The sequence below is a fragment of the Mycobacterium sp. NAZ190054 genome (assembly GCF_001545925.1).
GTDB lineage: Bacteria > Actinomycetota > Actinomycetes > Mycobacteriales > Mycobacteriaceae > Mycobacterium.
On the sequence record NZ_LMVQ01000100.1, the window covers coordinates 1 to 12146 of the forward strand.

9 protein-coding genes are annotated in these 12146 nt (G+C 69.6%); 3 read left to right on the top strand and 6 right to left on the bottom strand.

What is annotated here, in order from left to right:
• From ASJ79_RS08945 to ASJ79_RS08955, 3 genes are all read right to left on the bottom strand, one after another.
• On the bottom strand, positions 1 to 3012 hold a 3012-nt coding region (locus tag ASJ79_RS08945; protein WP_156448347.1), incomplete at its 3' end, for a BTAD domain-containing putative transcriptional regulator.
• Between the two features lie 12 nt (positions 3013 to 3024).
• On the bottom strand, positions 3025 to 6051 hold the full coding sequence (locus ASJ79_RS08950) for a UPF0182 family protein (RefSeq protein ID WP_067954357.1): 3027 nt from the start codon (positions 6049 to 6051) through the stop codon (positions 3025 to 3027).
• An 88-nt stretch (positions 6052 to 6139) separates the two neighbouring features.
• Positions 6140 to 7162: a PDZ domain-containing protein gene (locus ASJ79_RS08955; protein WP_067954365.1), complete on the bottom strand. Its 1023-nt coding sequence runs from the start codon at positions 7160 to 7162 to the stop codon at positions 6140 to 6142.
• 94 nt (positions 7163 to 7256) lie between these two features.
• Between ASJ79_RS08955 and ASJ79_RS08960 the strand changes: the two genes are divergently transcribed.
• The 3 genes from ASJ79_RS08960 (at position 7257) to ASJ79_RS08970 (ending at position 10979) form a co-directional block, all read left to right on the top strand.
• On the top strand, positions 7257 to 8612 hold the full coding sequence (locus tag ASJ79_RS08960; protein WP_369803632.1) for a zinc-dependent metalloprotease: 1356 nt from the start codon (positions 7257 to 7259) through the stop codon (positions 8610 to 8612).
• A gap of 168 nt (positions 8613 to 8780) precedes the next feature.
• Entirely contained in the window at positions 8781 to 9599 is an 819-nt protein-coding gene (locus ASJ79_RS08965; RefSeq protein WP_067954359.1) for a cyclodehydratase, read from the top strand.
• A 42-nt stretch (positions 9600 to 9641) separates the two neighbouring features.
• Positions 9642 to 10979 (top strand): AarF/ABC1/UbiB kinase family protein, encoded by a 1338-nt coding sequence (locus ASJ79_RS08970; protein WP_067954360.1) that lies wholly within the window; start codon positions 9642 to 9644, stop codon positions 10977 to 10979.
• A 20-nt stretch (positions 10980 to 10999) separates the two neighbouring features.
• On the opposite strand, the gene ASJ79_RS08975 is transcribed toward ASJ79_RS08970, so the two are convergent.
• The 3 genes from ASJ79_RS08975 to ASJ79_RS08985 all read right to left on the bottom strand — a co-directional run.
• Positions 11000 to 11275, bottom strand: coding sequence for a WhiB family transcriptional regulator (locus ASJ79_RS08975; protein ID WP_067954361.1), 276 nt, complete (start codon positions 11273 to 11275; stop codon positions 11000 to 11002).
• Positions 11276 to 11414: 139 nt separating this feature from the next.
• The gene (locus ASJ79_RS08980) at positions 11415 to 11582 is read right to left on the bottom strand and encodes a hypothetical protein (protein ID WP_156448348.1); all 168 of its coding nucleotides are present in this window, start codon (positions 11580 to 11582) and stop codon (positions 11415 to 11417) included.
• Between the two features lie 107 nt (positions 11583 to 11689).
• The coding region (locus ASJ79_RS08985; protein WP_197420139.1) for an HRDC domain-containing protein at positions 11690 to 12146 on the bottom strand (457 nt) is incomplete at its 5' end.

A 12146-nucleotide genomic window follows, 5' to 3' on the forward strand; every position in this document is an offset into this window, starting at 1 on the left:
GAGCTGCCCGCCGACCTGCCGATGGGTTACCACCGGCTGTACCTGCAGGTGGGTGAGTCCGACGTCAGCACCACGGTCATCGTGGCGCCGGCGAGGCTGTACTGCGCCGACCGGCTCGGCCCCGGCCCAGTCCTCGCCCACCGGACCGCCCCGCTCCCGCAGCAGCGACGCGGTGGCCAACAGCCCGCTGCCCGCCTCGTAGAGCTCGGTCCGCTCGTGTACATGGGTGGCGACGGCGTGGTGGCGTGCAGCCTCGGCGAAGTCACCGGTCCACATCGCCAGCACCGCTTCCATCCACCGCAGTTGGGCGCGCAACACCGGCAGCTGCAATTCCTCGCTGCCCGCGATCCCGGCCCGCACGTGCCTGCGCACTCCGGCCACGTCACCGAGATTCATCGCCGCCATCGTCGCCACGGAATGCGCGATCACGGCGTCTTCACGGGACCTGCTGTGGCCCAACGCATTCAGGCGCTCCACCCATTGCAGCGTCTCGTGGCTGTACGTCGCGACACCGGAGAACGTGATGAGCCGCCCGACCAGGACGTCGGCGAGCACGTCGACATTCCCGGTCTGCTCGGCCACTCGTTCGGCCCGGTCCAGCAGCGCCTCGGCGATGGCGGGATCCGGGTGGTAGCAATGCCCGACCGCCAGTGCGGGCAGCACCCGGGCCGCCGACGCCGGCTCGTTCTCCGACAGCGCCGCCGCGCGTTCCAACGAAGTGAGCAGCTCGCCGGCGTCGTTGCCCGGCGCCAGCCAGGGCCATCCGCCGCTGGCCCGCAACAGTGCGCTGGCGACCCGGCCGGCGCTGGCGGCGCGGCCGGTCCGCAACGCCTCGCCGAGATATCGCTGGACGCTGTCGAGCACGAGTTGGCCGCGGCCGGCGCGGGAGTGCGCCTCCAACAGCTCGACGGTCAGCCCGTCCCGCTCGGCGTCGTCGCGTTCGGACATCGGCTGCCGGTCGTAGGCGTCCAGCGCGGCCTGCCACCACCCGGCCGCGATGTCCGAACTCCATTGCGCCGTGGCCTGTTCGGCCGCCAGCCGGCAGGCCTGCACGACGGCGGCCGGTTCGACCAGCGGTTGGGCGGCGATGAGGTGCTGTGCGCGGCGCGTCGGTGCGTCCGGCGCCGTGCTGTCGGCGAGCACCTCGGCCACCTTGGCGTGCATGCGTTGCCGCCGCAGCGCCGGCATGCCGGCCAGCAGCTGGTCGCGAAGCAGACCGTGCGCGAACGCATAACCGTCACCGGCGTGCGCGGCGACGACGATGCGCTCGTCGGCGGCCTCGTCGAGATAGTCGGCCAAGGTGTCGAGGTCCAGCCGGGTCGCGCGCGCCAGCACCGGCACGGCCGACGCGTCGATCACGTCCCCGATCACCGCGGCGGCGCGCAGCACCTGCACCACCGCCGGATCCAGTGCGGCCAGCCGCCGGTCGAGCACCGACCGCACCGCGCGCGGAATCTCGTTGCCGGCCCGCTCGGCGCGGGGCAGCCGCGCGTACTCGGACACGAAGAACGGGTTCCCACCGGTGCGGTCGGCCAGTTCGGCCGCCTCGGCCGGTGTCACGGTCTCCTCGGCGACCTCGTTGGCGAGCGTGGCGACGTCGGCCGACGACAACGCGGGCACCTCGATGTGCCGGTTGTCCTCGCCGCGGGCCACGGTGCTGAGCAACCGCGCCACCTCCGGCGAGTGCTCACCGTCGCGCACGGTCACGATGACCAGCACCGGATGGTCGCGCAGCGCACCGGCGATGTACGCCAGACAGGCGGCCGAGGTGGTGTCGGACCACTGGACGTCGTCGACGACCACGGCGAGCAGCCGGGGCGCCGACTCCAGCAGAGACTGAACCCGTTCGTAGACGAGGAATCTCGCTGTGTCCGGGTCGGTGTTGGCCGGGAATTCGAGCACCTCGTCGGCGTCGGCGCCCAGCGCCCGGACGAGGTGGCGCATCGGCCACCACGGTGGCGTCGCGCGTTCGTCGGGGCAGTTCACCCAGGCGACGTCGCCGCCTCGGGCGTCCACCAGGCCGGCGATCTCCTCGGCCAGCCTGGTCTTGCCGATCCCCGGCGGACCCGACAGCACCAGCCAGCGCGTCGCGCCCGCCGCGACGCGCGCCAAAACCTCCGCCGCCCTGGCCAACTCACGCTCGCGTCCCACCAGTGGCGCGCGGTGCGGCGTGACTTCCGCCGCCAACGACGCCGCCACCGTCGCCACCTCCGGCGGCGGCAGCGCCGCCGCTCCGGTCCACTCCGGTGAGCGCGGCCAGCCGGTGAGTTCGGGCGCCTGCCGCAGCACCGCGGTCTGCAGGGCCCGCAGCTCGGGTCCGGGGTCCAGGCCCAGTTCCGCGTCGAGGCTGCGCGCGTGCCTCGCGTACACCTCCAGCGCCTCGGGCGCGCGCCCGGCGCGGTACAGGGCGAGCATGTGCAACCGGCAGCCGCGGTCGGTGAGCGGATCCAGTTCACGCAGCCGCAGGACCTCGGTCAGCGCGGCCGGCACCTTGCCGAGCGCCAGCAACGCGATCACCCTGTTCGCCAGACATTCCGTGCGCAGTTCGGCCACCCGGGCGGCGTCCTCACGCACCCAGTCCGCGTCACCCAGGTCTTCGAGCAGGTCGCCTCGCACCAGGCTCAACGCGGCGTCGGCTTCGGCGAGCGCCTCCTCCCAGCGCTCACCGTCGATGGCCGCGCCGGCGCGCGCACAGCCCGCGGAGAACACTGTGACGTCGAGCTCGTCGGCGTCGAACTCGACGTAGTAGCCCGGGGGCTGGCGCACGATCGGCGACGCCATCTGCGAATCCCGCAGTGCCCGGCGCAGATTCGAGATATACACCTGCAGGCTGGCCGTCATGCTGGCCGGGACGTCGTCCCCCCACACCGCGTGCGCGAGCCGGTCGGTGGACACCACCCGGCCCTGCGCGAGCAGCAGTGCGGCCAGCACCGCCCGCTGCTTGCGCGGACCGACGTCGATCGGGCTCCCCCCGTGGACCACCTGCAGTGGCCCGAGCAACCGATACCGCACCGGCGTGGGTGGCTAGCTAGTGGACTGGTATTCGCTCACCGCGTCGTCGAGACGTTGTAGCGCCTCGCCGTACTGCGCGAAATCACCGCTCTGCTGCGCCTCCCGCAGCGCGTCCAGCGCCGCGTTGACGTCCTGCAGCGCAGCGGCTTTCGCCGCGGACAGCTGGGTCGGACCGGTCGGCGGCACCGCCGCGGGCACCTCCGGTTGCTGCTGCGCCGGCGCCTGACCGGGCCGGTTCGGCGGCGCGGCGGCAGGCGGCTGGTTGTTGTTGTTGGCCTGCGGACGCTGCTGCGGCGCCTGCCCGGCGGGCGGTTCCGTCGCCGCAGGTCCGGTCGCGGTGGCGTCCGCGCCGGGGCCGAACAGGTCGGTCAGCGCGTCGCGCACCGTCGGCCCGTAGCCGATCTGGTCGTTGTACATCATCGCGACGCGGATCAGACGCGGGTACGACGACGCGGCGTCGCTGGCACCGGGCGATGCGAAAACCGGGGCGACGTAGAGCAATCCGCCCTGCCCGATCGGCAGCGTCAGCAAATTGCCCCACCGGATCCGGTTCTGGTTGTCCCGGCCGATCACGCCGAGGTCCTGGCTCACCGCGGTGTCGGTGCTGATCGCGTTGAACGCGAGCTTGGGACCGTTGACCTGACCCGGGATCGTCAGCACCGTGAGCTTGCCGTACGTCTCGGGATCCGAACTGGCGCTGATGTAGGCCGCCAGGAAGTCACGCCGGAACCGGTTCATCGCGCTGGTCAGCTGGAACGACGTCGAATTGTTGTTCTCGGCAAGGTTTTTGGCGACGATGTAGTACGGCGGCTGATAGCTGCTGGCCGTCGGGTTCGGATCCAGCGGGACGTCCCAGAAGTCCGACGTCGAGAAGAACGTCACCGGGTCGTCGACGTGGTACTTGGCCAGCAGCGCGCGCTGCACCTTGAACAGGTCCTCCGGGTAGCGCAGGTGCTCCTGCAACTCCGGGGTGATGTCGCTCTTGGGCTTGACGGTGTCGGGGAACACCTTCATCCACGCCTGCAGCACCGGGTCCTGCTCGTCCTGCGCGTACAGCGTGACGGTGCCGTCGTAGGCGTCGACGGTGGCCTTCACCGAGTTCCGGATGTAGGACACCTGCTTGTCGGGCTGCAGCCGGTTCAGCGCCACCTCGTTGGAGTCGGTGGTCGCCGACGACAGCGACATCAGCTCCGAGTACGGGTAGTTGTCCAGCGTGGTGTAGCCGTCGACGATCCACACGATGCGCTCGTTGACGATCGCCGGGTAGACCGAGGTGTCGGTGGTCAGCCACGGCGCGACCGCCTCCACCCGCTTGGCCGGGTCCCGGTTGAACAGGATCTTGCTGTTCTCGTTGATCACGTTGGAGAACAGGAAGTTGCGCTCGGCGTACTTGGCGGCGAACACGCTGCGGGTCAGCCAGTTACCGACCGGCACGCCACCGGATCCGGTGTAGGTGTAGTTGCGGGTCTCGACGTTGTTCTCGTAGTCGTACTCGCGCGGGGCGCCGTTCTCACCGACGATCGCGTAGTCCGCGGTGGTGTTGGCGATGACCGGCCCGTAGTAGATGCGCGGCTGGGCCAGCGGGGCCGGGCCGGGTGAGGCGACCTCACCGTTGGGGCCGACGACGCTGGCCAGGAACTCGGGGTATCCGCCATTCTGGTTGGGGTCGTTGGCGATACCGCGGACCGTGTTGGCCGGCGAGGCGATGAACCCGTTGCCGTGGGTGTACACCGTGTGCCGGTTGATCCAGTCGCGCTGGTTGTCGATCAGCCGGTCCGGGTTCAGCTCGCGGGCGGCCACGACGTAGTCGCGCAGGTTGCCGTCCTCGTCGCGGTAGCGGTCCATGTTCAGCTGGTCGGGGAAGAAGTAGAAGTTCTTGCCCTGCTGGAACTGGGTGAACGCCGGGCTGACGATGTTCGGATCGAGCACCCGGATGTTGGAGGTGGTGGCCCGGTCGGCGGCGACCTGCTGCGCCGTGGCCGACGCGTTGCCCGCGTAGTCGCGGTACTCCACCGACTCGTCGGTCAGACCGTAGGCCTGCCTGGTCGCGGCGATGCTGCGGCTGATGTATTCGCTTTCCTTCTGCGCGGCGTTGGGGCGCACGCTGATCTGTTCGACCACCAGCGGCCAGCCCGCGCCGACGATCAGCGACGACAGCAGCAGCAGCACCACGCCGATCGCCGGGATGCGCAGGTCGCGCAGCACGATCGCGGAGAACACCGCCGCCGCACAGATGACCGCGATCGCCAGCAGGATGAGCTTGGCGGGGAGCACCGCGTTGATGTCGGTGTAGCCGGCGCCGGTGAACGGTTTGCCGCCGCGGGTGTGGCTGAGCAGCTCATAACGGTCGAACCAGTACGCGACCGCCTTGAGCAGCATCAGGATGCCGACGAGCGTGATCAGCTGGATGCGGGCGGCCCGGCTCAGCGCGCCACTGCGACCCGCCAGCCGGATACCGCCGAACAGGTAGTGGCCCAACAGGTTCGCGATGAACGCCAGGAACGTCGCGGCGAACAGGTATGTCAGCACCAGGCGGTAGAACGGCAGGTCGAACGCGTAGAAGCCGAGATCGATACCGAATTGCGGGTCGCTGACGCCGAAGCTGCCGCCGTGCAGGAACAGCTGCACCTGCTGCCAGTAGTTCTGGGCGATCAGGCCCGCCAGCAGACCGATCGCGACCGGGACGCCCACCCCGACCAGACGCAGCCGCGCCATCACGGCGGTGCGGTACCGGGCGATCGGATCGTTGGGTCCGGCCGTCGGCACGAACACCGGCCGGGTGCGGTAGGCCAGCGCCAGCCCCGCGAACACGACGCCGCCGATCACCAGCGCGACGGCGAGGAAGATCACCAGCCTGGTCACGATCTGGGTGGTGAACACCGACCGGTACCCCAGCTCGCCGAACCACAGCCAGTCGACGTAGGCGTCGATGAGTCGCGGTCCCAGCAGCAACAACACCACGACCACCATGGCGACGGCGATCAGAACCCGGCTTCGTCGCGTCAGCTTCGGCATTCTCGCCGCCGGCCGCATACCCACTCGATTACTCCACTCTCAGAAATTCCCAGCAGCTGCTCAGGTGTGATGACTCAGACATAACTGTACGCACCGGCCCCAGGCCCGCGATTCAGCAGCGGGGAGGTTCGCCACCAGCGGAAAGCGTACGCAGCCCGTCGATCGCGTGTTCCAGCGTGTCGACCTTGAGCAGCTCGATGCCGTCGGCGTCGGCGGTCTTGGCCTCCGCGCAGTTGTCGGCGGGCACCAGGAAGACCGTGGCACCCGCCTCCCGGGCGGCCACGATCTTGTGGGTGATGCCGCCGATCGAGCCGACCTCGCCGTCACCGGTGATCGTCCCGGTGCCCGCCACGAACTTCGCGCCGTTGATGTCACCGGTGGTCAGCTTGTCCACGACGGCCAGACTGAACATCAGCCCGGCCGACGGCCCGCCGATGTTGGCCAGGTTGAAGTCGATGGTGAACGGCGCCCACGGCGCGTCGAGCACGTTCACCCCGAGGAAGCCCTGCTCGCGTTCGGCATGGGAGCCGAGCGTGATCTCCGTGGTGCCCATCGGCGCGTTCTTGCGGCGGTAGTCGACGACGATCGTGTCGCCGGGTTTCGTGTCTTTGAGCAGCTCCTGGAACTGCTCCAGCGACGTGACGGGTGTGTTGTCGACCGCGTCGATCGCATCACCGGCCTGCAGTCTGTCCTTCGACGGACCCTCCTCGTCGACGCTCTCCACGGTGACGGCCATCGGATACTCCAGGTAGTGCAGCGCGGCGTACTCAGCGCTGTCCTCGGACTGACGGAAGTCCTTGGTGTTGGCCTCGTCGATCTCTTCCCTGGTCTTGTCCGGCGGATAGACCAGCTCGCGCGGGATGAGCTGGTCCCGCCCCGACGCCCAGAAGATCAGCGCCTGCCCCAGCGTCAGGCCGTCGCGCTGGGACACCGTCGTCATGTTGAGGTGCCCGGAGGTCTTGTGAACGTCGGCGCCCTCGATGGCGACGACCTCCTTGCCGTCGACCTCCCCGAGCGTGTCGAAGGTCGGCCCCGGTCCGAGAGCGACATAGGGCACGGTCACCACGGTCAGCAGCATCCCGAACACCAGGATGGGCACCAGCGCGACGATCAGCGTGGAAATCCGCCTGTTCACGCCGCCCACAGTAGAGGTCGGCCACCGCGGCGAGCCGCGAAGACCGCACGGTTCACTCTCAGCGTGACCCGGGCACCCGCATGCCCGGCCCGGGGTGAGTACCGTTGGGGGCATGGCTGACCTGCCGTTCGGCTTCTCCGCCGGCGACGACCCCGACCCGGACAAGCGCAAGAAGGACCCAGACCCGTTCGGTGGCGCGTTCCCCGGCGGGGAGTTCGACATGTCGCAGCTCGGCCAGATCTTCTCCAAGCTCGGCGAGATGTTCAGTGGGGCAGGCACCTCGATGGCGGGCGGCGCGTCCGCCGGCCCGGTGAACTACGAGCTGGCCCGTCAGCTGGCGTCGAGCTCGATCGGTTTCGTCGCCCCGGTCCCGGAACAGACCACCACCGCGATCGCCGACGCGGTCCGGCTCGCCGAGACCTGGCTCGACGGGGTCACCCCGCTGCCCGCGGGCACCACCAGGACGGCGGCGTGGACGCCGACGGACTGGATCGACAACACCCTGGACACCTGGAAGCGGCTGTGCGATCCGGTGGCCGAGCAGATTTCGACGGTGTGGGCCCAGGCGCTGCCCGAGGAGGCCAAGGGGATGGCCGGGCCACTGCTGTCGATGATGTCGCAGATGGGTGGGATGGCGTTCGGCTCCCAGTTGGGCCAGGCGCTGGGCACCCTGTCCAAGGAGGTGCTCACCTCCACCGACATCGGGCTGCCGTTGGGCCCCAAGGGAGTCGCCGCGCTCATGCCGGAGGCGGTGGAATCGCTGGCCGAGGGGCTGGAGCAGCCGCGCAGCGAGATCGTCACGTTCCTGGCCGCCCGGGAGGCGGCCCACCACCGGCTGTTCAGCCACGTGCCGTGGCTGTCCGGCCAGCTGCTCAACGCGGTCGAGGCGTTCGCCAAGGGCACCAAGATCGATATGAGCGGCATCGAGGAGTTCGCCCGCGGTTTCAACCCGGCGTCGCTGACCGACCCGTCGGAGATGGAGCAGCTGCTCAATCAGGGCATCTTCGAACCGAAGGCCACCCCGGAGCAGACGGCCGCGCTGGAACGGCTCGAGACCATGCTGGCGCTGATCGAGGGCTGGGTGCAGACCGTGGTGTCCGATGCCCTCGGCGACCGCATCCCCGGCACGTCGGCGCTCAGCGAGATGCTGCGCCGCCGGCGCGCGACCGGCGGGCCGGCCGAGCAGACGTTCGCGACCCTGGTCGGCCTGGAATTGCGGCCCCGCAAGATGCGGGAAGCCGCCGACCTGTGGCAGAAGCTCACCCAGGCCGTCGGCGCCGACGCCCGCGACGGTGTCTGGCAGCATCCGGACCTGCTGCCCGACGCCACGGACCTGGACGAACCCGCCGCGTTCATCGACCGCATGATCGGCGGGGACACCAGCGACCTCGACAGCGCGATCGAGCAGGCGCTCGACGAGGCGCGCGGCGACGACGACAAAGACTCCTGACGCATGTCCGTCACAGAGGCCACAGCGGCCACAGACATCCGCGTTCTGCAGCAGAAGTGCGAGTAGACCTCTGAAAAACGCCGATAGCTGTGGCAAACGGGGCTGCTGGGACGTCCACCCCTGTGGATAACCCGGCTGAGCGCCCCCGCGACGTGACACTGTCGAGGCATGACGCGGTACGCGCTGAGCACCGCCACCCCGGTGCTGTCCCGGCCCGACGGCACCGTGCAGGTCGGGTGGGACCCGCGGCGCGCGGTGATCGTGCACCCACCCGCCGGTCTGCCCGCCGCGGTGCTGGCCGACCTGCTGCGCGCGCTGCAAGGCGCGGCGACCGCTCCCGAACTGCAGACGCTCGCCGCCGGCCACGGGGTGGCCGAACCCGTCGTCGCCGGTCTGCTGACGCATCTCGTCGAATCCGGCGTCGTCACCGCCGCCCCGACCGATGCCCGCGCGGCGTCGGTGCGGGTGCACGGCGACGGCCCGCTGACCGACCTGCTCACCGGGTCGCTGCGCTGCGCCAACGTCCGGGTCAGCCGCAGCAGCCGAACGCACACGTCGACGTCGCGGGTCGACCTCGTGGTGCTGACCGACTACCTGGTCGCCGACCCCCGGGTGGTGCGCGAACTCCACGACGCGGGGGTGCCGCACCTGCCGGTCCGGGTGCGCGACGGGACCGGGCTGATCGGCCCACTGGTGATCCCCGGCACGACGAGCTGTCTGCGGTGTGCCGATCTGCACCGCAGCGACCGCGACGCCGCCTGGCCGGCCGTCGCCGCGCAGCTGTGCCGCACGGTGGGCAGCGCCGACCGGGCCACCCTGCTGGCTACCGCGGCACTGGCGCTGCACGAGATCGACCACGTGGTGCGCGCGGTGCGCGGGAGCGGCACCCACAGCCCGGCGACCCTGGACACCACCCTGGAGTTCGAGGTCACCAGCGGCGCGGTCACCGCGCGCCGCTGGTCGCGGCATCCGGACTGCACCTGCTGACATCAGGCGTTGCCAACTAGTTGGTCGAAGTTCAGGAGCGTCATGGATGATAGACCCGTGAGTGAGATCAAGCGGGGCCGCGCAGCACGCAACGCCAAGTTGGCGTCGCTGCCCGTCGGCATGGCAGGACGCGCCGCGCTCGGCTTCGGCAAACGCCTGACCGGCAAGTCGAAGGACGAGGTCAACGCCGAGCTGATGGACAAGGCCGCCCAGCAACTGTTCACCGTGCTCGGCGAGCTCAAGGGCGGCGCGATGAAGGTCGGCCAAGCCCTGTCGGTGATGGAAGCCGCGATCCCGGAGCAGTACGGGAAGCCTTACCGGGAGGCGCTGACCAAGCTGCAGCGGGAGGCCCCGCCGCTGCCCGCCGCCAAGGTGCACCGGGTGCTCGACCAGCAGCTCGGCACCAAATGGCGGGAACGGTTCCAGTCCTTCGACGACAAGTCCGTCGCCTCGGCCAGCATCGGCCAGGTGCACAAGGCCGTCTGGGCCGACGGCCGCGAGGTCGCGGTCAAGATCCAGTACCCGGGCGCCGACGAGGCGCTGCGCGCCGATCTGAAGACCATGCAACGGATGGTCGGGGTGCTCAAGCAGCTCTCCCCCGGCGCCGATGTGCAGGGTGTGGTCGACGAGCTGATCCAGCGCACCGAGATGGAACTGGACTACCGGCTGGAGGCTGACAACCAGCGTGCCTTCGCCAAGGCCTACGACGGCGACCCGCACTTCGTGGTGCCGCGCGTGGTCGCCAGCTCGCCCAAGGTCGTCATCCAGGAATGGATCGAGGGCATCCCGCTCTCGCACATCATCCGGGAGGGCACCCAGGAGCAGCGCGATCTGATGGCCACCCGGCTGTTCGAGTTCTGCGACGACGCCCCGACCCGGCTGGAGATGGTGCACGGTGACGCCCACCCCGGCAACTTCATGCTGCTGCCCGGCGACAAGATGGGCGTCATCGACTTCGGGGCGGTCGCCCCGATGCCGGGCGGCTGGCCCGTCGAGCTCGGCCAGATCCTGCGCTACGCCGTGGACAAGAACTACGACAAGCTGCTACCCACCATGGAGAAGGCCGGCTTCATCCAGAAGGGCCAGCGGGTGTCCACCCGCGAGATCGACGACATGCTCAAGCAGTACGTCGAACCGCTGGAGGTGCCGGTCTTTCATTACACCCGCAGGTGGCTGCAGAAGATGACCACACTCGAGCTCGACAAGGCCGCCGGTCAGATCAAGACGGCCCGCCAGATGGACATCCCGCCGAAGCTCGCGATCCCGATGCGGGTGATCGCGTCGATCGTCGCGATCTCCTGCCAGCTCGACGCGCACGTCGACACCCGGCGCATCGCCATGGAGATGGTGCCCGGATTCGCCGACCCCGACGCGGTGTGAGCGTCGGGATCGGCTGAATCTCACGCGGCCACAGTCTCTTTGGTGTCTTTGCGGGGCCGCCCCCGGGGCCGCTTGCGGGCGATGACCGAACCCCGGTCGAGGATCTCCCCGCCCCAGACGCCCCACGGCTCCTGACGCTGCAACGCGGCGTTCAGGCATTCGCGCCGGATCGGGCAGTCCGCGCACAACGCCTTGGCGCGCTCCAGATCCCGCGGATCCTCGGCGAACCACAGGTCGGGGTTCTCGACATGGCACGGCACCGTGGGCCTCGTCTGCTCGCATGTCGGCGAAGACATGTCGGTCCTCTGCTTCCTTGGTCGTTGATGCTGTCGAATGGGTTGTGAACTCTTCTCGTGGGATCTGTGACCAGGAATGACAAAGGCCACGGATCCGTGATTGCGGGTCCGTGGCCTGGGAGGCGGTTCGGGGCTCTACCTAGAGGTGGCCCTCCACGGACGCAATCGCGCCGGCGGCGGCGCGGCGCTTACGCGGCGCGGCGGCAGCGGCGATGGGGTGCGCGGGATGCGCCCAGAACTGGGCGACGAGGGTGCGCGACATGCCGGCCGCAACTACGCCGGAAACGCTCAAGACGTTGCTGTCCATGGTGGGCACCCTCCTCTCGCACATGGCCGTGGTCTGTGTGCTCTGAGGCTAGAGGTTAGCAGCCGAACCGCACAACCCATTTTTGACCAGCGCTTTTGGCGCGATCTTTACGCTTTTTGGCGGCCTTTGACCAGTGCCAGGACATCGGGTCCGTACTGCTCGAGCTTGCGGGCCCCGATGCCGGGGATCGCCACCAGCGCCGCATCGTCCGACGGCAGGGATTCGGCGATGGCGATCAGAGTGTTGTCGGTGAACACCACGTAGGCGGGCACGTTCATCTCCTTGGAGATCCGCAGCCGCCAGTCCTTGAGTTCGGCGAGCAGTTGCTCGTCGATGTCGGACGGGCAGGTCTCGCAGCGGCGCAACATGATCGCCGGCGGCGACGTCAGCGCCGCGTTGCAGACCCGGCACCGGGGCGCGGGCCCACGAGGCTTGCGCGGCTTGCTGGGGCCGTCGTCGCGCCGGGAGTTCGGCGCGATCCCGTTGAGGAACCGCGACGGGCGGCGCCCCTGCCTGCCGCCCGGGTTGCGGGCCAGCGCCCAGCTCAACGTCAGATGCACACGC

Excerpts from the sequence above, each read along its gene's own strand:
- ASJ79_RS08965 (WP_067954359.1), top strand. The coding sequence starts at position 8,781 with ATGACGCGGTACGCGCTGAGCACCGCCACCCCGGTGCTGTCCCGGCCC.
- ASJ79_RS08970 (WP_067954360.1), top strand. The coding sequence starts at position 9,642 with ATGGATGATAGACCCGTGAGTGAGATCAAGCGGGGCCGCGCAGCACGC.
- ASJ79_RS08975 (WP_067954361.1), bottom strand. The coding sequence starts at position 11,275 with ATGTCTTCGCCGACATGCGAGCAGACGAGGCCCACGGTGCCGTGCCAT.
- ASJ79_RS08980 (WP_156448348.1), bottom strand. The coding sequence starts at position 11,582 with ATGGACAGCAACGTCTTGAGCGTTTCCGGCGTAGTTGCGGCCGGCATG.